The sequence below is a fragment of the Bacillus sp. FSL K6-1000 genome (genome assembly GCF_038630785.1).
GTDB lineage: Bacteria > Bacillota > Bacilli > Bacillales > Bacillaceae > Bacillus > Bacillus safensis.
In genome coordinates this window covers 2710470-2730744 of the sequence record NZ_CP152042.1, presented here as the reverse complement: position 1 = coordinate 2730744, position 20275 = coordinate 2710470, and the positions used below count along the sequence as shown (strand labels likewise).

Genomic DNA, 20275 nt, shown 5'->3' with positions numbered 1-20275 from the left:
CAAGAAAACGCTTGGACATACTACGTCAAAAGAAAGGAGGAGACAGATGAAAAAAATCACCATCATTGGCGGGTGCGGTGTAATTGGACGCCTTTTAACAAAAGCGCTCTCTACTGAATACAGTGTCACGATTATTGATCTGACGAGCTGTGTAGAAGGAGTCATTTTAGCCGATGCAGCGAATGAACAGAATGTATATGAGGCAATTCCGCGGGATACAGATGTCATCTTGCATCTTCTAAACATTGACATGACGCATGATGTGATGGATCATGAAGAATTTGCAAAAATGACTGATATTTTTTGGAGGAGTACCTATTATATGTTTCGTTCAGCCGCGCGGCTTGGCATACGAAAAGTCATTTTTGCAAGCAGCAACCATGTGACGGATCGTTATGAAGAGGATGGACGCTCCTTACTTGGATGGCAGATTACAACTGACGATGTGCCTGCGACTAAAAATGTATATGGCATTTTAAAATTTGCATCCGAACAGCTGGGCCGTTTGTTCCACGATCAAACGGGAATGTCTGTCATCAATTTACGGATTGGAACAGTTGTAACAGATGAAATGAAGGCATTACACAAAAAACAAAGAACAAAAAGAACACTGCTGTCACATGAGGATCTTGCAGGTATGACAAAGGCAGCGATTGAATCGGATATTCCCTTTGGAACTTATTATGCTGTCTCAGAGAATGAAGAAAAGCCGTGGTCTACTGAGAAAACGAAGCAGGAGTTAGGCTACAAACCAGATGTCAATACGGCGGAACTCCTTGGAGAAAATGATCAGACATAGGGCATAATCATGTCATGAGCTAATGATCCTATTCTTTTGTTTCATGAGCATAAAAGCACGGCTGACATGATCTTTCCAGTTGGACTGTCAAGATGATTATAGACGCTTTCTTCCCTCGTTTGTTACATTTTAATCACGATATCGTCACAGGCTGCAGCTTACTTTCAGTTGAAATGATAACGCTTTCAAAGAAAGGGCGTGATGAACATAGATCGTTCTATTAAAGGCCGATTGTTCAATTTATTTAATTACTCTTTTCTACTCATGTTCGCATTAATATGTGTGCTTCCGTTCATCCATGTCATTGCCGCCTCTTTTGCAACAGTAGAAGAGGTCATCACGAAGAAGTTTATCCTGTTCCCAACGACGTTTTCTTTAGAGGCATATCGATACATTTTTTCTACAGATATTGTGTATCGCAGCCTCATTGTGTCCATTCTTGTGACGCTCGTTGGAACAGCTGTCAGCATGTTTTTGTCCTCGCTTATGGCATACGGGCTGTCTCGCCAGGAGCTAAAAGGCCGGAGAACACTGATGTTTCTCGTTGTCTTCACGATGCTGTTTAGCGGAGGTATGATTCCGACGTTTATTGTGGTGAAAACACTTGGTCTGCTTGATACGTATTGGTCACTTATTCTACCGGTTGCAATCAATGCGTTCAATTTAATCATTTTGAAAAACTTTTTTCAAAACATACCGGCAAGTCTTGAGGAATCAGCGAAGATGGACGGCTGTAACGATTTAGGGATTTTCTTTAAAATTGTGCTGCCACTTTCTTTGCCAGCCATTGCAACCATTTCACTTTTTTATGCCGTGACGTATTGGAATACGTATATGACCGCCATTCTGTATTTAAATGATTCAGTGAAATGGCCGATTCAGGTGCTGCTGAGACAGATTGTCATTGTCTCAAGCGGAATGCAGGGAGATATGTCGGATATGGGCTCATCCACACCACCGCCAGACCAAACGATTAAAATGGCTGTCATTGTTGTGGCGACCATTCCGGTTCTGCTTGTCTATCCATTTATTCAAAAGCATTTCAACAAAGGGGCATTACTAGGTTCTGTAAAGGGTTAAAATGATGGAACAACGGAGGGATCTTATGGGGAGAAAGAAATTATGGCTGATTGCGTTTGTCCTGTTATTTGCAGCAAGTGGTATTTTGTCAGCATGTTCAAGTAAAGGGGCAAACTCATCAGATGAGAAGGTTGATTTAGACAAAAAGGTAAAGCTGACATGGATGGCAATTTTATATCATCAGCAGCCGCCGAAGGATTCCGTTTTAAAAGAGATTGAGAAGCTCACAAATACAGAGCTTGATATTACATGGGTGCCTGATGCTGTGAAGGAAGATCGGTTAAATTCCGCACTTGCAGCAGGGAATTTGCCGCAAATTGTGACGATTCAAGACATTAAAAATTCGTCTGCGATTAATGCGTTCAGATCAGGCATGTTCTGGGAAGTCGGTCCGTATTTAAAGGATTATCCAAATTTAAGTAAGATGAACGAACTGATTAATAAAAACGCCTCTATAGACGGCAAGCTTTATGGCATCTATAGAGAAAGACCACTTTCAAGACAAGGGATTGTCATTCGAAAGGATTGGCTTGAAAATTTAAATTTGGATACACCAAAAACATTGGATGATCTATATGAAGTAGCCAAAGCCTTTACTGAAAAAGACCCGAATCAAAACGGAAAAGCGGATACAATTGGCTTTACGGATCGGAACGATTTAATTTATGGAGCATTTAAAACACTTGGTTCATATGAAGGTATGCCTACAGACTGGAAAGAAGAAAACGGGAAATTCACGCCAGACTTTATGACAGATGAATATATGAATACAATGAAATACATGAAAAAGCTGCGTGATAATGGCTATATCAACAAAGACTTCCCAGTGACAAGCAAAACACAGCAGCAGGAATTATTCTCACAAGGAAAAGCAGGCATCTATGTTGGAAATATGGTAGATGCCGTGAACCTGCGAGATGATGCGACAGATAAAAACATGAAAGTAGATATTATCAACCGAATCAAAGGCCCAGATGGCAAAGAACGTGTGTGGGCATCAGGTGGTCATAATGGCATCTTCGCATTCCCTAAAACAAGCGTGAAATCAGAGGCAGAATTAAAGCGGATTTTGGCCTTCTTTGACCGCATTGCTGAAGAAGATGTGTATGGTCTCATGACGTACGGTATCGATGGCCAGCATTATAAGAAAGAAGAAGGAAATACATTTGTCAGGGAAGAAAGCCAAGTGAAAGGCTGGCAGACAGATGTCCAGCCACTTGTCAGTCTTGTAGGAATTGATAAACGTTACTTGAAAAATAAAGGGGATGCAGTTCGTTCTAAATATGAAGAGCTAGAAGAAGACAATAAAAACATCATCGTTGCCAATCCTGCTGAAAGCCTGTATTCAGAAACAGCATCAGAGCGTGGAAACGAATTGAAGAAAATCATCGATGATGCGACGTATAAGTTCATTCTTGGAGACATCAGTGAAGATCAATTTCAGAAAGATGTAGAGAAATGGAAATCAAATGGTGGGAATAAAATCATAGAAGAATATGAGGCTTCCTTTAAAAAATCAAAATGATCAATAGGAACACCCCCGCAAAGCAAAAAAGCGGGGGTGTTTTGATTAAAAGTCGAAGTTGTCTGGATCTGGACCGATACGTTTGTTTTCATTTAAGTCAGAAAGACGTTTCATATCCTCATCAGTTAAGACAAAATCAAATATATCAGCGTTTTCTTTTAAACGATGTGCTTTCGTTGATTTTGGGATGGTGATGACACCTTTTTGTACATCCCAGCGCAAAATAATTTGAGCAGGTGTTTTACTGTACGTGTCTGCCAGCTCTGTGATCAGCGGGTGATGCAGCAGTTCACCCTGCATCAGCGGTGACCAAGCTTCCATTTGAATGCCATGAGAGTTCAAATACGTATAGAGTGTTTCCTGCGTTAGCTTTGGATGAAATTCTACTTGATTGATAGCTGGTTTGATCTCTGCATCTTTTAATAGCTCGTCTAAGTGATGCGGCTGGAAGTTGCTCACTCCGATGGCTCTGACCTTTCCTTCACGATACAAGGTTTCCAGTGCACGCCAAGCTTCTTTGTATTTTCCTTCAACTGGCCAATGGATTAAATACAGATCAAGGTAGTCAAGCTGAAGTTTTTTCAAGCTTTCTTCGTATGCATGAAGGGTAGATTCATATCCTAAATCGGCATTCCACACTTTTGATGTGACAAAAATGTCCTCGCGGCGCAGTCCTGTTTCTGCTAAACCAAGCTGTATGCCTCGTCCAACACCTTCTTCATTTCCATAAATAGCTGCTGTATCAATACTGCGATAGCCTAATTGAATGGCTGTTTTGACAGCATCAACTAATTCTGCTCCATCTTCCACCTTGAATACACCAAGGCCAAAGCCTGGCATGCGGACTCCATTGTTTAATGTTTTTGTACTTTGTAAATGTTCCATAATAAAAACTCCTTTAGTTGGTTTGTATTTGTTCTTTTTGTTCCATTTGATAACTGATCATCGTAAGAATGGCTGCGATGAGGACCATGATGCCGCCGACCCAGCCTGTATGCACAAGACCAAGTGAATCTGTCACGATGCCGCCTAAAAATGAGCCAATGGCAATACCGGCATTAAAGGCAGCGATATTCATAGCAGATGCGACGTCGACTGCTCCAGGGGTGTATCTTTCGGCAAAATCAACGACGGCTACTTGCAGTCCAGGTACATTCATGAAAGCAAACAGACCCATCAGCATGACGGTTCCAATGCCTAACACTGTGAATCCTGCAGTGAAGCTAAGGATAAACAAGATGATGCTTTGGATAATAAACATATAGATCAGTGCTTTCATTGGCTGTGCATTAGCAGCTTTTCCGCCAATGACATTTCCGGCTGCGATCGTGATTCCGTATAAAAGCAGGATCAACGCCACAGCCCCAGGCGCAAGACCTGTGACATGCTGTAAGAGAGGAGATAAATATGTGAAGACGACAAAGGTTCCTCCATACCCTGTGGCTGTAATGACAAATAAAAGTAAGATTCTTTTTGTTTTTAATAGGACAGCTTGATCTTTAAAGGATGTTTTCACACCCTGCTTTAGTTGAGACGGAACAAGAAAATAGTTGGATATCAGTGCGATCAGACCAATGATCACAATTACACCAAATGATGTCCGCCAGCCGAACTCGTGACCAAGAAATGTCCCGAATGGCACACCTGTCACAGTCGCTACTGTTAAACCAGTGAACATAAAGGCAATGGCGCTTGCCCGTTTTTCTTTCACGACAAGGCTTGCAGCAATCGTAGAGCCAATGGACATGAAGATTCCATGGGACAAGGCTGAAATCACCCGGCCGATTAACAGCACTGAAAAGGTCGGGGCAATGGTGGCAAGTGTATTACCAATCAAAAAGACGAGCATAATGAGCAAAAGCAATGTCTTTCTTTTCATCGTGGAAGTAAGGGAAGTCAATATAGGCGCTCCAAATGTCACACCAAGTGCATATAAAGAGACAGTCCAGCCCGCCTGACTGACGCTCACTCCAAAGTCCTCTGAGATCATTGGCAAAAGACCGACACTAATGAACTCAGTTGTTCCTATAGCAAAAGCACTAATTGCTAGTGCGAGCAGAGCAAAATGGTTTTGCTTGTTCTTCATCAGTAAGTTCACATCCTTCTGTGATGACATTTTGATAGACGAAGCCGATCGGCAAGAGTTATTATCTAACATAGATGACGAAAAAAAAAGTACGTACTTTTTTGTAATATAGGTACTAAAAAGTGCCTGTTCGTACAAAGAGGAGTGAATATTCGATGGAAAAGAAAAAATATAATATCTCTGTGGAAGCAACGCTTGATGTCATAGGCGGGAAGTGGAAGTGTGTGATTTTATGTCATTTGACACACGGGAAAAAACGTACGAGCGAATTGAAGCGGCTTATGCCAAACATCACACAAAAAATGCTGACGCAGCAGCTGAGAGAGCTTGAAAGTGATGGCGTCATTAACCGGATTGTCTATGAACAGGTGCCGCCTAAAGTGGAATATGAATTAAGTGAATACGGACAGTCACTCGAAAGAATTCTCAATGCGCTATGCGATTGGGGAGCAGCTCATATTGAACGTGTGTATGGAGAGCCGCTTTCAGTGCTGGAAGACAGCATCTTAAATGAACAGTTTAAATAAAAGAGCCCCGCTTTCGTGTGAGAGCGGGACTCTTTGTGTTACGTGCCTTTTTTCTGGTCGCGGTATTTACCAGGAGTTGTGCCTTCCAGCTTTTTAAAGGATCGGATGAAATTTTGCGGGTTTTTATATTTCAGTTTTTCCGAAATTTCTTTGACGGACATATCGGTTTCTACAAGCCAGTTTTTAGCGACATGGTGTCTGTAGGAAGAGAGATATTCACTAAAGGAGATATCCATTTCCTTTCTGAAAATACTGCTTAAATAATTGGGATTGTAGTGCAGGCGTGTGGCGATTTCATCCAAGGTGAGATCTGAGTCGAATTCTTGATGAATAATATGAATGATTTTTTCTGAGATGTTTTTGTATTGTGAGTCTTCACGTGCAGCAAGCTGGTCAATAATTGGCCGGATGATCTCATGTTTCAGCCATGCTTCTGTATCTTCAAAGGTTTTAAATTCAAAAATCGTATCATAGAGCATTTTGTTGTCTTCTACCTCAAATAATTCAATACCCAGCAAATGCATCAGCTCAATTAAATTGTTTAAAAAACGAGCGAGGGCGATCTGGTATTCGTGCGGTCCTGCATTTTTAGAGAAAATGGATTGCAGGAGCACATGTAAATAGTGATCCGCTTTGCCTTGATCGCCAGCTTTCACCGCATCAAATAAATCATGCTGCAGCTGCTTTGGAAAATGGGTTTTGAACGTCTTTCCTTGCTGGATATGCTCATATAAGATAATGGATTTTTTCTCTGCTTTGAGTCTGTATTTTAAGGCTTCTTTTCCTTCAATGTAAGCGTGTTTTGCCATCGTAAGCTCCTTAAACTGGCGGCTGATCCCAATGCTGATCGATAAACCGAGCTCTTCTTCGATACGCTGCTGAATGGTTTCTGCTAATTGATTTAAATATTCAGTAAACTCTTCGTCTGATTTTGAGTGGTTAAGGATAATCGTTGTTTGATGTTCATTGACAACGGTTGGCTGAAGGTGTTCCTCTTGCGGAATAATCTGCTCGATCAGTCCATTGATCGCAAATAAAAGCAAATCAGCATCTTTTTTTTCATAAGGTGTTCCTTTTAACGTATCAATTTGGGTCACGAGCATGGACAAATGAGACCAGCCCTGGGGAAAGCCTAAGCTTTGGAACCGGTTGTTTACTTCTTCATCTGTCAGCTTTCCAAGCAGCAGACGTACCATAAAATATTGCTGTAAGTGTGTCACTTGCTGCTCAATCCGTTCCTCTAAATCATTGTTTTGATCTTTCATTTGTTTAATACTCGATTCAATTAACTCAAATTCATTTTGAAAAGGCTGTTTTTGCAAAAATGATTCATTGCGTGCAAATGACTCGTATAATAAGCGGATGGGTTTATAAAAGTGTCTGGAACCAAACCATGAAAATAGTAATGAAAGCGCTAACAAAATAGTGCAGATAATAAAGGTAATCCACCCGATTGATTTCGTTTGCTGCTTAAGTTCTGGAATAGAAACAAAGGATAGGTACGTCCATTCATTATAATCAGATTTTTGAAATGTGATTTGATAGTTGAGTTCGTCGATCTTCATATCAAATTGTCCTGATCGTTTTTCAAGTGAGAGCACATGCTTGACGAAATCTTGATATTTCAGCGATTCACCAATTTGTTCTTTGCGATTATGTAGCAGCACTTTTCCGTTTGTATCGATGACAAACATGCTATCTGATTGAGAGAAGTCAGGCATGTTATCAGCAATCACGCAGCTTGGAATGCTGGCGACAGCGATTCCCTTTTTTTGAACGCTGTTCATAGGCAGTTGTTTGATTAAATTCACATTGTACTTGCAAAAGGATGCTTTACCTTCTTTAGTCGCAACAAGTGGATTATTCTCTTCAAGTGCCCAGCTGGAGTGACTTGGTATATTGAGGTAAGAGGTCAGCGCTTTTTCTTGGTCTTCGCTTGTGACATGATAAAGCCCCGAATTGTTCATGTACCAGTCTTCCATTTTACTGACGAGTGTAATATTGGAAAGGTCGGTGTCAAAGGTTTGCAGGTAGTTCAGTTCCTGCTGTACTTGATTATAAAGCTGGAATTGGTCTGGATTTAAAGGTTCTGCCAGTGTTTGAAGGAGAGGTGTCGAACTGACATAGTGAGTGAGAGAATGATCAACCGTTTTTAAAATATGCTCAATATTGGATTGCGTTTGTTTGACGCTGTCGAGCTTTTCATTTGAGATATTTTCAAGTGCTGTTTTTTGCGAATGCTGATAAGAAAAAATACCGACAATGATAACAGGAATCGTACTAAGTATGAAAAAAAACGTCACAAGCTTGTAATAAAATTTATACTGCCTTCTTTTCATAAAACCCCCCCATTTCAAACGAAACAATCTTTTCCCCTTAATTTATTAATCCAAAAATCTGGTAGGTTTGTCAATAATCATTTTCTGAGATTAGGATCATTTTCTTATGTTTTATGTAACGTTTTGAGTAGCTTCACCTATGAAAATATGATCTGTTGATATGATTGTAGACGGATTTTTCATCCTTAAGATACAGTTAACACATGCATCAGCATGAGGGGAGGCTTTATCAATGAAAACAGAGGATGTCACTGCCAAGGGTGTGCCTGCGGCAGCTTTGAAAAACGAAAAAAGAAAGCGCTTACTTAATCAACTGCTTAGTCAAAAGTTTTTGTATTTAATGATTTTGCCGGGGCTCATTTATTTTCTTGTTTTTAAATATGTGCCAATGTGGGGGCTCATCATTGCCTTTCAAGATTACCAGCCGTTTCTCGGTATTCTTGGCAGTGAGTGGGTTGGCTTCAAACACTTTATTCGCTTGTTTACAGAACCAACATTTTTCATCTTATTAAAAAATACGCTGATTTTATTTGCCATGAATGTTGTGATTTTCTTTCCAATTCCGATCTTATTAGCCCTTCTTTTAAATGAAGTGAGATTGGCATTGTTTAAGAAATTTGTACAGACGATGATTTATATCCCTCACTTCATGTCATGGGTCATTGTCGTGTCCTTATCTTTTGTTTTGTTAACAGTAGATGGCGGGTTAATTAATGAATTGATTGCTTTCTTTGGAGGGGAAAAGATTAACTTCCTTCTTAGTCAGGAATGGTTTAGACCAATGTACATTTTACAGGTGATTTGGCGGGAAGCAGGCTGGTCGACGATCATTTACCTTGCGGCGATTACAGCGGTAGATCCGCAGCTATATGAAGCAGCAAAAATGGATGGTGCGGGGAGATTGAGACAAATGTGGCACATCACACTTCCTGCCATTAAAAGTGTCATTGTCGTTCTGCTTATTTTAAAAATCGGTGATACGCTTGAGCTTGGCTTTGAGCATGTCTATCTATTACTGAACGCAACGAACCGGGAAGTAGCGGAGATTTTTGATACGTACGTTTATACAGCAGGTCTTAAGCAAGGACAATTCAGCTATAGTACCGCTGTTGGTTTATTTAAAGCAGCCGTTGGACTTATTTTGGTCATGCTGGCAAACCGTTTAGCGAAGAAATTCGGGGAAGAAGGTATTTATTAAAAAGGGAGATGAGGAAGAATGACATTATCGATTGAAAAGGGATCACCGCTTGAGCATGCAGAGAAATTAGCACAAACCATTATGAAAGCGTATACACCGATTGAGCTGCCGCCAGCTGGAAGATGGCATTATCATCAAGGCGTTTTCCTTTGCGGCGTTATGAAGCTATATGAGGCAACGGGGAACGAGGCGTATTTCGATTATGTGAAAAACTATGCGGATTCACTCATTGATGAGTACGGTAATCTGTTATTTCGCAGGGATGAGCTTGATGCCATACAAGCAGGGCTCATTTTATTCCCTCTTTACGAACGAACGAGAGAGAAGCGGTATGTGCTCGCAGCGGAGAAGCTGCGCGGACTTTATCGTACGCTAAACCGCACGTCTGAGGGCGGATTTTGGCATAAAGATAATTATGCTTATCAAATGTGGCTCGATGGTCTCTACATGGGCGGTCCTTTTGCCTTAAAGTATGCTCAGCTTAAAGGTGAAGAGTCACTTGTGGATATGGTCATCCATCAAGAGCATCTCATGAGAAAGCATACGAAAGATGAACAAACAGGTCTATATTATCACGCGTGGGATGAACGAAAAACGATGCCATGGGCTGATCAAAAGACCGGCTGTTCCCCAGAGTTTTGGGCGAGATCGTTTGGCTGGTATGTCCTTGCATTAGCGGATATGATCGAGGACCTGCCCGAGCAGCATGAAATGCGGAAAGTGTGGAAGGAAACACTGACAGACATGCTGGAAAGTGTGGCAAAGTACCAGGATCAAAAGACAGGTCTCTGGCATCAAATCATTGATAAAGGAGATCACAGTGACAATTGGCTTGAAAGCTCGGGATCGTGTTTATTCATGTACGCCATGGCAAAGGCCATGAATGAAGGGTATGTGGGCCTCCGTTATGTTGATCATGTGGTCAAAGCATATCAAGGCTTGATTCAGCATAAGACGGCTGAGAAAGAAAATGGTGATTTTACCATCAACGATATCTGTATTGGAACATCTGCGGGATTTTATGATTATTACGTTGGAAGAGAGCGGAGCACAAATGACTTGCACGGGGCAGGCGCTTTTATTATGGCGTTAACTGAGCTAGAAAAGCTGTCTGTTTTTCAAAAGGCATGAGAAGGCAAAAAAGAGCCGCCGTATGGCTCATCAGTTTCATCGCTGCCGTCTGTTTATCTGCCTGTCAGGGGAAAACAAACGGTATCGATGTCCTGATTTTTTCTGATATGTCAAAGGGAATGAAGGATCAATTAGTGGAGAAGGCTTTTCAGCCGGAACAAGAGACTTATAGCGTCCACATCTTTCCGGCGGTTCCTGAAAAGCTTCTTGTTGAAATTACCTCAAAAGAGGGGGACGTGATGCTTGTCCCAGAAGAAATGTTTAGAACGTATGATGATCCTGAAAGCTTTCAGCTGCTGGAAGAGATGGAAATAGGCGATCAAGCAGAAGGACCATATACGGTCGAGGACAAAAAGACAGGGAAAACGGTCGATTATGCGGTACAAATCAATAAAGGAAAGAAAAAACTCAACGGTTATACCTTTCAATTACATCGAGATATGGTCGCTTTTATTCCCGTGTATGCTGACAAGACGAAAGAGGCGCTGTCTCTCATGAAACAGCTTCGTGAAAACCAATAGAAAATGGGGTGAGGAATGTGAAACGGGTCGTGATTTGCGGGCTGAGTCATCGTGCGTTCAATATGTTTATTCGACCGCTTACAGAGGATTTCAATGAGCAGTATAAGATTACAGGGCTCCTAGATATAGATCATCAGCGGTATACACTTTGTCAGGAGCGTTTTCCATCACTCCGGGGCGTTTCGTTTTTTCATGAAGATGCATTTGATCAGATGGTCAAGAAAGCAAAACCAGATATCGTCATTGTGGCAGGCAGGGATGATACACATGTCACGTATATCATGCAGGCACTTGACCATGATCTAGATGTGATCACCGAAAAGCCGATGGTGACAACAGCAAAAGACGCCAAAAAAGTGATGGAAAAAGAGGCGGAAAGTAAAGGAAAGGTCACGGTCACCTTTAATTATCGCTACAATCCCTTCCATCGAAAGATAAAAGAACTGATTCTAGATGGGAAAATTGGAAGGGTCACATCCGTTGAACTGAGCTGGCTTATTGATACGTATCATGGTGCTAGTTATTTCAAAAGGTGGAACCGTACACGTCAATTTTCTGGCGGACTGTCTATTCATAAGTCGACGCATCATTTTGATCTGGTCAACTGGTGGATTGATCAAAAGCCGAAGCAAGTATTTGCCTACGGGGCGCTGAACTATTACGGCAGCGAAAGCCCTTGGAATCCCTTGCACGGGGAGGAAAATAGATTTTGCGGAACATGTCATGTGAAGGATATCTGTCATTATGAAGCAAGGTGGAATCCGCGGGTTGAGCGCTCGAAGGTGGAGGACGACCATATTGAATCCGGTCAGGAGCAAACGCAGCAGTACTCAAATTATCGCCCGGATGCGTGCATTTTTGATCAGGAAATTGATATTGAGGATACATATGTGGCGTCAGTCGCTTATGATCAAGGGGCTCTGCTCAGCTATTCGATTCAATTCTCCGCCCCATATGAAGGCTATCGTCTGGCTATTAATGGGACGAAGGGGCGTATTGAAACAAATGAGTTTCATGTGCCATCAAGAATTCCTTTTCAATTCCCAGAACAAACAATTTCTTATTACCCGATGTTTGGATCAAAGGAGACAATTGAAGTCGTCAAGCAGCCAGGCGGACATGGCGGAGGAGATCCTCTGCTTTTGGCTGATTTATTTATAGGAAAAGATCCATTGATTCACTACGACATTTTAGCAGGTGCAGAGGCTGGTGCTTATTCGATTGCTCTTGGAGAAGGCATGTGGCGATCTGCCGCAGAAAAACGCCCAATTGAAATTGATGAATTGTTTCATAAAGAGAAGGTGTAAAGAGAAAGAGAGGAGGGGAAAGAGATGGATCATGATGGTTCAATGAGCAGAATGCTGAGGATGTGTGAGTGGGTGATGAGACTCGCCTATACGAATTTGTTATGGCTTTTGTTCACTATCCTAGGGCTTGGGATCTTTGGCTTGATGCCTGCGACTACTGCGTTATTTTCCGTGATGAGAAAGTGGATACAAGGGCATGAGCAGGTCAATGTATTCCGCACTTTTTGGAAGGTATACCGGGAGGAGTTTGTCCGCTCTAACATGATTGGAGTGGTGCTGTTCATCATTGGAACGATTATTTATGTCGACCTTGCTTATATCTATCCGACGAGCTGGCCCTTACATGTACTTCGCTTTGCTATATATATTTTTGGTTTTCTGTTTATTGTGAGCTTATTTTATATTTTTCCGCTGCTTGCTCATTACGATTGGAAAAAACGTCTCTATCTGAAATTCTCTCTGCTGCTTGGTGTGTCATATTTGCAATATACACTCTCTATGCTTGTTTTCTCGGCTGTGCTGCTGTTTGTTCTGTTTGCTTATTTACCGGGAATCGTGCCATTTTTTAGTGTGAGCATACTTGCCTACGGTCATATGTGGCTGGCCTATCAAGTCTTTAAAAAGGTAGAGTTTGAAAGTGAGCACGAGACAGCCGAAGTGAAGAAGCTGCTGCCGTCTTTCCTTCAATCGAAGCGGGTGAATACGCAGTGAAGTGAACCATCTGCTATAATGGTGTCACCGTGATGAAAAGGAGAGGTGAGACTCGTGTCAGTGAAAGAAATTTCAATAGAAGAATTAAAACAAAAGCTGGAGCAGGAAGACGCCATTCAGCTTGTCGATGTACGTGAGGATGAAGAGGTAGCAGAAGGGGTGATCCCGGAAGCGATCCACATTCGAATGGGAGATATCCCTGAGAAGCTGGATGCATTCGATCAAACGCAGGAATATTATATTATTTGCCGCTCTGGTAAACGTAGTGAAAATGTCTGCTATTACCTAGAAGATCAAGGCTACCAAGCGACCAATGTTGTTGGTGGGATGCTTGCTTGGACAGGAGAAACAAAACCGAAGCTGTAAACAGAAGGCCTTTCATCGATAGGATGAAAGGTTTTTTATTCATATGCCTCTCTCTATGTGCATAAAGATAGAGTAGCGAGAGAAGGGAGAGTGGCATAGGTGCTAAAGGTAGCTGTATTTGATGAAGAGCATGAGAAAGATTTGCAGAGTGAAATCAATCATTTTTTAAAAGGAATGGATGACGACCAAATCATTGACATCAAGTACAATGTAGCGGTGATCTGTGAGCAGGGAGGGGAACAGCTCTACTGTTTTTCTGCACTCATTTTATATAAAAAGTAGACGGTATCAAAAAAAGGACCTGCTTGAAGGGTCCTTTTTCTTTGGTTAGCTGGCGTCAATATATAAACGGTGCTTGTTGCAGTGAACACATTGGAAGAGGTAGCCTTGTAAGTCTCCTCCGTTGACGAGCCATTGCTTTAGGTTCTCTTTCGTTAATCCTTCGCCGCTGCAAATGTCTTCGATATCCTCGGCGAGTTCTTCCTCTAGATGTTCAATCTCTTTCCAGCCGACATACTGGACGATTGCACAAAAATCTCCGCAATGACTTAACCAATATTCCTGCTGCCATCCGCGATAGCCTGGCGTTCTGAAGATCAGCTCATCGATATATTCCTCTTGATCGACGTCATCACAGCTCGCATCATCTTGAAAGGTTCCATTGTATTTTTTAGCCGCTGATCCATCTTTAATGCACCAAGGACAAATTCCCTCCACATCTTCAACAGCATAAAAAGGGCCATGGTACACATAATCTCTTTCTTTCTCACAAACAGGACATGTCGTATGCTCTTTTTTAATCACGTTTAACAAAACTGGGTCTGGGTTGTACTTGAACGTAGGTAACGTCATATAAACCTCCATTATGTAGAAAGTGATGATTCAATACTATTTTAAAGGAATCCTCAAGCTCCAGACAATCTTAAATTGTGTATATAGAAAAAAGCCGTTCGGATGAGGAACGGCTTTTTCTTGCTTGCGATTATGCTTTTTTTACTCTTGGACTTCTTGGTTTATTGACTTGATTGGCTTGTTTGATGATTCTTCGTTCATCATTTAGTGATTTATACAGCGAGACAATCATCAATATGATGACAACGGAGAACGGCAAGGCTGCGAGCTTGGCTGTATTTTGCAAGGCTTCGAGTCCCCCTGAAAATAAAAGCACAGCAGCAACAGCAGATTGGATAATGCCCCAGCTGACTTTGACACTGCCAGAAGGATTCAATGACCCGTAGGTTGTCTGCATTCCAAGCACAAATGTAGCTGAATCAGCCGATGTAATAAAGAATACGGCGATTAATATGAGTGCTAGTATCGATGTAATCATCGCCAGCGGATATTCATTAAGCACACCGAAGAGCATCGTTTCAGTTGATAGACCTGCTACATCGACAATATTCTTTTGCTGTAAGTCCATTGCAGATACACCGAAAATCGAGAACCATAGGAATACTAGGATAGAAGGAGCGACTAAGACACCCACTAAAAATTCGCGAATCGTTCGCCCGCGTGACACTCTAGCGATAAAGATCCCGACAAATGGTGCCCAAGAAATCCACCATGCCCAATAAAAGATCGTCCATCCATTAATCCATTCTCTCTTTTCAGGATCATTAGGAGATAGACGGAAGCTCATTTGAACGATATTGGATAAGTATTGTCCAATCGAGTCAGTAAATGAATTTAAGATAAAAACAGTTGGACCTACCAAAAGTAAGAAAAACATCAGAACAGCTGCTAATACCATGTTGATATTACTTAAGTATTTAATGCCTTTTCCAATTCCGCTCAAAGCAGATGCAAGGAAAAGCACCGTCACAATGATAATAATGATCAATTGTGTGCTAAAGGCAATTGGAATATGAAAAAGATAATTCAACCCACCGTTTATTTGTGCTGCACCTAATCCTAGGCTTGTCGCAACACCAACTACAGTTGCAAATACCGCAATACAATCGATGGTTTTTCCGATCCATCCATTCGTTTTATTTCCTAAAACAGGCTGCAGCGTTGCACTGATTAAGCCAGGTGCATCTTTTCTAAATTTAAAGTAAGCAATGCAAAGTGCAACAATGGCATAAATCGCCCATGCATGAAGCCCCCAGTGGAAAAATGTATAGCGAAGGGAATCGCGGAAGGCCTGTGCAGTTTCAGTCTCCCCTGTTGGTGACTGAATAGCATAGTGGCTGATCGGTTCAGCTGCTCCGTAAAAAACAAGACCAATTCCCATACCGGCACTAAATAGCATAGCAAACCAAGAAAATAGACCAAATTCAGGCTCTTCCCCCGGTTTTCCTAGCGTAATCTTACCGATTGGGCTAAAGATAAAGAATAGACAAAAGCCGACAAGCAGTGATACCACTAACAAGTAATACCAGCCAAAGTCATTTGTAATGTATGTTTGAATTTGATCTGTGACATTTTGCAATGTGTCTGGAGAAAACGCTCCCCACATCACGGCAACAAATGTGATCGCAATCACAATCCAAAATACACTTGATACGTTTTTCACACCATCTCACTCTCCTGTTGTTCTACACGTTTAAGCAGAGGACTTAGCTTAATATCCCCTAACTCAACTTATTTCAAACAAAAAGAGGCGAGCTTCTCACTCGACCTCTACTTTACCGTAACATGTTTTGCTTCCATTTATCAACTATCGATATGGGAAGACGATTTTTCCTCAATTCGTTTGCGAAGACGGTAGACATATTCTTTTAAACATACAGCGAAAATGGTAAACACCAAAACAATAGCGATTTTTAACGGGGAAATCGACAGCTTCAAGAAAACAGCGGCTGTCAAACTAATAACGACCGCAAGAACAATCGGTAGTGCACGTCTGATCATTGAACTCTCTCCTTTGCTTCTAGTGCAGCATTCATGCCGGCAAGCCTGCCTGTCACAAGTGCTGACGTGATATTGTAGCCGCCTGTATAGCCATGGATGTCTAGAATTTCTCCGCAGAAATAAAGACCGGGCATTTTTTTAGACGCCATTTTTTTCGGTTCAATTTCTTTCACAGAAACGCCGCCTCCTGTCACGAACGCTTTGTCCAAGGATAGTGTACCATTTGCATGCACAATAAAATGTTTGCAATCATGGGCAAATGCACGCAGTTTATCCTTGGCTAGACCAGAGAATGTGTCTTGTGGATCAATACCGTTCCGTTCTAATAAAAACAATAAATAGCGTTCTTGCATCCAAGACTTGAGGACATTTTTAATGGCTTTCTTCGGTTCATCTTTTAGGTCACGATGAAGCTTTTGGAACAGCTCCTCGTCATTCAGCTTCGGATATAAGTCAATTTGCAGGCGGACTGCCGGCTGCTTTTTCAATTCTTTCACAACAAATCCGCTGCATCTAAGAACAGCTGGACCCGATAAACCAAAGTGAGTAAAGATCATATCCATGACATGTGTGACGACGGGTTTCCCTTTTTTATTTAAAACACTGACAGCCACACTTCTTAAAGAAAGACCTTGAAGCACTTTTTCTTTAATAAATCGTTCATCTGATGTGACCGGTACCTCTGTTGGGAAAAGCTCTGTAATGGTATGACCTGCTGCTTCTGCCCATGCATAGCCGTCACCAGTAGAGCCGGTATGCGGTACACTTTTTCCGCCGACAGCAATGACGACAGCCTTACTTGAAATTTTTTCATCATTATTTGTAACAATTCCAGCTGCTTGTCCGTCTTGATACAGAACCGTTTTAATCTTTTCGTTCGTTCGAATGGTGACATTGAGGGCGCGGAGCCTGTCTAGAAGGGCATCCACAACAGATTGTGCTTTGTTTGATACAGGGAACATACGTCCATGGTCTTCTTCTTTTAGTTCAATGCCAAGGTTTTCAAAAAATGAAATAATATCCTCGTTGTTGAACTCAGAAAATGCACTATATAGAAAACGGCCGTTTCCGGGAATATGCTTGATGATTTCTTCTACTGGAAGGCGATTAGTGACGTTACACCGTCCGCCGCCAGAAATGGCCAGCTTTCTGCCAAGTTTGTTTCCTTTGTCAATTAACAGAACAGTAGCGCCATGCTCTGCTGATGCAATCGCGGCCATCAGTCCAGAAGGTCCGCCGCCAATGACAATGACATCATAATGTTTCATGTTACATTCCTCTTTCTACTTTCAGTCATTTTTCTATTATAACGAAGATTAGGGAAGGCTGAAATATGAATTGATTGGTTTTGTGACTTCAGTATTGGATTTGTTACCTGTGTGTTGAGTTGATGTGGTAAAATAGTTAAGTTGAATATTCATTAGAAAAATGGTGGTTAAGCGCATGTCTAATAAACTGCTTCGTGGTACGTTGGTTTTAACGATAGGGACGTATCTCTCTCGTATTCTTGGTATGATTTATTTAATTCCATTTAGCGCAATGGTTGGAGCTACTGGTGGTGCGCTATTCCAATATGGATACAATCAGTTTACGATTTTCATTAGCATTGCTACTCTGGGTTTTCCAGCAGCAGTATCTAAATTTGTTTCAAAATATAATGCGATTGGTGACTTTGAGACAACACGAAAAATGTTTAGAGCCGGCATGTCTGTCATGCTTGTTTCAGGTATCATTGCTTTTAGTATTTTATATTTATCAGCCCCAATTTTTGCTGAGATACAGCTCGGTGGATCAACCGAAACTGGTGGACTAACTGTTGACCAAGTGACATATGTAATTAGAATGGTGAGTTTGGCTCTCTTAGTTGTCCCGATTATGGGTCTTATACGTGGGTTTTTCCAAGGGCATCAAATGATGGGACCAACAGCAGTTTCACAAGTTGTTGAACAGATAGTCCGAATTATCTTCTTGTTGACGGCAACTTATGTCATTTTAAAGGTGCTTAACGGGGGGCTTGTCATCGCAGTAGGATATGCTACTTTTGCTGCTCTGATTGGTTCTTTTGGAGGTTTATTCACGTTATATGTATATTGGATCAAGCGGAAAGATAAATTACTTGCGATGCAGCCTAATTCTGGACCAAATTTAGGCCTTGGATATAAAAAAATATTTATTGAGTTATTTAGTTATGCTGCTCCATATGTTTTTGTTGGATTAGCTATTCCTCTATACTCTTACATTGATACTAATACTATTAATAAAGCAATGATTAATGCTGGTTTTAAAGATATAAGTACTGCAGTACTTTCTATAGTTACTTTATATTTACCTAAGCTTGTAATGATTCCAGTATCATTAGCGACGGCATTTGGTTTAACATTAATTCCAACTATCACAGAATCTTTTACATCACGAAATTATAAATTATTAAACCGACAAATTGACCAAACGATGCAAGGCGTTCTATTTTTCGTACTGCCTGCATCATTTGGTATCTCGGCATTGGCTGGACCGGTTTATTGGTTCTTCTATCCATCGGTTCACCCTGAGATTGGGATCTCCATTTTGTTCTGGTATGCACCTGTTGCATTATTGTTTTCTTTATTCACCATTAATGCAGCGATTCTGCAAGGGATTAACAAACAAAAATTTGCTATCGTTAGTCTTTTGTTAGGGATCATTATTAAAACGGTTCTAAACATCCCGCTGATCAGCTGGCTGCAAGGAAATGGTTCTGTACTGGCAACAGCATTAGGCTACAGTGCGTCTATCTTGTATATGTTTATCATGATTAAACGACATGCCGGCTATTCGTTCCGCAGAATTTTCAAACGTTTTATTCTGATTGGCATTTTAACAGCGATCATGGGTGTGGTGGCATTTATGACAAGTCAGCTTGTGAACCAAGTGATTTCTTATGAAGGCGGAATTGTACAAGCGGGTATCGTCATTTTGATTTCCATGATCACTGGCGGCGGTGTGTATATGTTCTTATCTTATAAGGTGGGATTACTAGAGCGTGTACTTGGCAGCCGTATGCCGAAATTTTTAAGAAAAAAGAGTTAAGAAGAGGTAGATATTCATGAGGCTTGATAAATTACTTGCTAACAGCGGCTTTGGTTCAAGAAAAGATGTGAAAAAGCTTGTCAAGGCCCGGGCGGTCACAGTGAATGGAGAAGTGGCGAAGCAGGTGAAAGATCATGTTGATCCATCAAATGATGAAGTGCTCGTACACGGAGATCGTGTAGAATATAAAGAATTCATTTACTTAATGATGAACAAACCGGACGGGGTGATTTCAGCCACTGAAGATCTGCAGGATGAAACGGTTGTGGATTTACTCGAGCCGGAGGATATCGCAAGGGAGCCATTTCCTGTGGGGAGACTGGATAAGGATACGGTCGGTCTCCTTCTCCTCACAAATGATGGACAGCTTGCTCATCAATTACTTTCTCCAAAAAAGCATGTGCCAAAAACGTATGAAGTTCATTTGAAATATCCTTTAGGTGATCAAGACATTAAGCGTCTTGAAGAGGGTGTTGTTATCTTAGATGATTATCACACGAAGCCGGCGAAGGTCGAAGTCGATGCGAATGAAGAGGAAGATACACGCATCCGATTGACGATTACTGAAGGGAAGTACCATCAAGTGAAGCTGATGGCCCAAGCGGTGGGAAATGAAGTGATCTTTTTAAAAAGGCTCACAATGGGGGCTGTCTCATTAGATGAAGATCTAGCACCTGGAGAGTACCGTGAATTGACGGATGAAGAATTAGACAGCTTAATGAATCGTGAATAACATAAGAACAAAAGAAAAGAAACGGCATATCGC

General features: G+C 41.4%; 20 protein-coding genes. 13 read left to right on the top strand and 7 right to left on the bottom strand.

Features of this window, described 5'->3' with window-relative positions:
* Positions 1 to 46 precede the first annotated feature (46 nt).
* The 3 genes from MHI46_RS14130 to MHI46_RS14120 all read left to right on the top strand — a co-directional run bounded on the left by MHI46_RS14130 (position 47) and on the right by MHI46_RS14120 (position 3404).
* Positions 47 to 799, top strand: a complete 753-nt coding sequence (locus MHI46_RS14130) for an NAD(P)-dependent oxidoreductase (protein WP_099663555.1) — start codon at positions 47 to 49, stop codon at positions 797 to 799.
* A gap of 219 nt (positions 800 to 1018) precedes the next feature.
* Positions 1019 to 1879 carry a carbohydrate ABC transporter permease gene (locus tag MHI46_RS14125; RefSeq protein WP_087976618.1) on the top strand — a complete coding sequence of 287 codons (861 nt, stop codon included), beginning with the start codon at positions 1019 to 1021 and terminating at the stop codon, positions 1877 to 1879.
* A gap of 25 nt (positions 1880 to 1904) precedes the next feature.
* On the top strand, positions 1905 to 3404 hold the full coding sequence (locus MHI46_RS14120) for an extracellular solute-binding protein (protein ID WP_039180784.1): 1500 nt from the start codon (positions 1905 to 1907) through the stop codon (positions 3402 to 3404).
* Between the two features lie 45 nt (positions 3405 to 3449).
* On the opposite strand, the gene MHI46_RS14115 is transcribed toward MHI46_RS14120, so the two are convergent.
* Together MHI46_RS14115 and MHI46_RS14110 are read right to left on the bottom strand one after the other, a co-directional pair.
* A complete protein-coding gene (locus tag MHI46_RS14115; protein ID WP_180272432.1) occupies positions 3450 to 4292 on the bottom strand; it encodes an aldo/keto reductase in 843 nt (280 codons plus the stop codon).
* 10 nt (positions 4293 to 4302) lie between these two features.
* Positions 4303 to 5490: an MFS transporter gene (locus tag MHI46_RS14110; protein WP_039180778.1), complete on the bottom strand. Its 1188-nt coding sequence runs from the start codon at positions 5488 to 5490 to the stop codon at positions 4303 to 4305.
* Between the two features lie 155 nt (positions 5491 to 5645).
* Between MHI46_RS14110 and MHI46_RS14105 the strand changes: the two genes are divergently transcribed.
* Positions 5646 to 6017 (top strand): winged helix-turn-helix transcriptional regulator, encoded by a 372-nt coding sequence (locus MHI46_RS14105; protein WP_034322520.1) that lies wholly within the window; start codon positions 5646 to 5648, stop codon positions 6015 to 6017.
* Between the two features lie 38 nt (positions 6018 to 6055).
* On the opposite strand, the gene MHI46_RS14100 is transcribed toward MHI46_RS14105, so the two are convergent.
* On the bottom strand, positions 6056 to 8356 hold the full coding sequence (locus MHI46_RS14100) for a helix-turn-helix domain-containing protein (RefSeq protein ID WP_260774639.1): 2301 nt from the start codon (positions 8354 to 8356) through the stop codon (positions 6056 to 6058).
* A gap of 232 nt (positions 8357 to 8588) precedes the next feature.
* Here MHI46_RS14100 and MHI46_RS14095 point away from each other — a divergent pair, with 232 nt between their 5' ends.
* The 7 genes from MHI46_RS14095 to MHI46_RS14065 all read left to right on the top strand — a co-directional run bounded on the left by MHI46_RS14095 (position 8589) and on the right by MHI46_RS14065 (position 13872).
* Entirely contained in the window at positions 8589 to 9554 is a 966-nt protein-coding gene (locus MHI46_RS14095; protein WP_047203508.1) for a sugar ABC transporter permease, read from the top strand.
* Positions 9555 to 9572: 18 nt separating this feature from the next.
* On the top strand, positions 9573 to 10685 hold the full coding sequence (locus tag MHI46_RS14090; protein WP_260774638.1) for a glycoside hydrolase family 105 protein: 1113 nt from the start codon (positions 9573 to 9575) through the stop codon (positions 10683 to 10685).
* On the top strand, positions 10682 to 11206 hold the full coding sequence (locus tag MHI46_RS14085; protein WP_126681451.1) for a lipoprotein YteS: 525 nt from the start codon (positions 10682 to 10684) through the stop codon (positions 11204 to 11206). Before MHI46_RS14090 ends, MHI46_RS14085 begins: the two co-directional genes overlap by 4 nt.
* Positions 11207 to 11223: 17 nt before the next feature.
* Positions 11224 to 12513: a Gfo/Idh/MocA family oxidoreductase gene (locus MHI46_RS14080; protein ID WP_039180762.1), complete on the top strand. Its 1290-nt coding sequence runs from the start codon at positions 11224 to 11226 to the stop codon at positions 12511 to 12513.
* Between the two features lie 24 nt (positions 12514 to 12537).
* Positions 12538 to 13224, top strand: a complete 687-nt coding sequence (locus tag MHI46_RS14075) for a YesL family protein (RefSeq protein ID WP_260774637.1) — start codon at positions 12538 to 12540, stop codon at positions 13222 to 13224.
* A 54-nt stretch (positions 13225 to 13278) separates the two neighbouring features.
* Positions 13279 to 13590, top strand: coding sequence for a rhodanese-like domain-containing protein (locus tag MHI46_RS14070; protein WP_260774636.1), 312 nt, complete (start codon positions 13279 to 13281; stop codon positions 13588 to 13590).
* Positions 13591 to 13689: 99 nt separating this feature from the next.
* Positions 13690 to 13872: a sporulation protein Cse60 gene (locus MHI46_RS14065; RefSeq protein WP_024424881.1), complete on the top strand. Its 183-nt coding sequence runs from the start codon at positions 13690 to 13692 to the stop codon at positions 13870 to 13872.
* Positions 13873 to 13917: 45 nt separating this feature from the next.
* Here the strand turns inward: MHI46_RS14065 and MHI46_RS14060 are convergent, their stop codons facing one another.
* The 4 genes from MHI46_RS14060 to MHI46_RS14045 form a co-directional block, all read right to left on the bottom strand.
* The gene (locus MHI46_RS14060; protein WP_039180751.1) at positions 13918 to 14442 is read right to left on the bottom strand and encodes a CbrC family protein; all 525 of its coding nucleotides are present in this window, start codon (positions 14440 to 14442) and stop codon (positions 13918 to 13920) included.
* Between the two features lie 130 nt (positions 14443 to 14572).
* Entirely contained in the window at positions 14573 to 16105 is a 1533-nt protein-coding gene (locus tag MHI46_RS14055) for a BCCT family transporter (protein WP_039180749.1), read from the bottom strand.
* Between the two features lie 140 nt (positions 16106 to 16245).
* On the bottom strand, positions 16246 to 16443 hold the full coding sequence (locus MHI46_RS14050) for a hypothetical protein (protein WP_099663549.1): 198 nt from the start codon (positions 16441 to 16443) through the stop codon (positions 16246 to 16248).
* Positions 16440 to 17711 (bottom strand): NAD(P)/FAD-dependent oxidoreductase, encoded by a 1272-nt coding sequence (locus tag MHI46_RS14045; protein WP_058838208.1) that lies wholly within the window; start codon positions 17709 to 17711, stop codon positions 16440 to 16442. The genes MHI46_RS14050 and MHI46_RS14045 overlap by 4 nt, the downstream gene beginning before the upstream one ends.
* Before the next feature lie 175 nt (positions 17712 to 17886).
* On the opposite strand from MHI46_RS14045, the gene MHI46_RS14040 reads away from it, so the two are divergent.
* Positions 17887 to 19509 (top strand): polysaccharide biosynthesis protein, encoded by a 1623-nt coding sequence (locus tag MHI46_RS14040; RefSeq protein WP_039180744.1) that lies wholly within the window; start codon positions 17887 to 17889, stop codon positions 19507 to 19509.
* Positions 19510 to 19525: 16 nt separating this feature from the next.
* Positions 19526 to 20242, top strand: coding sequence for a pseudouridine synthase (locus MHI46_RS14035; protein WP_260774635.1), 717 nt, complete (start codon positions 19526 to 19528; stop codon positions 20240 to 20242).
* The last annotated feature ends 33 nt before the right edge of the window (positions 20243 to 20275 follow it).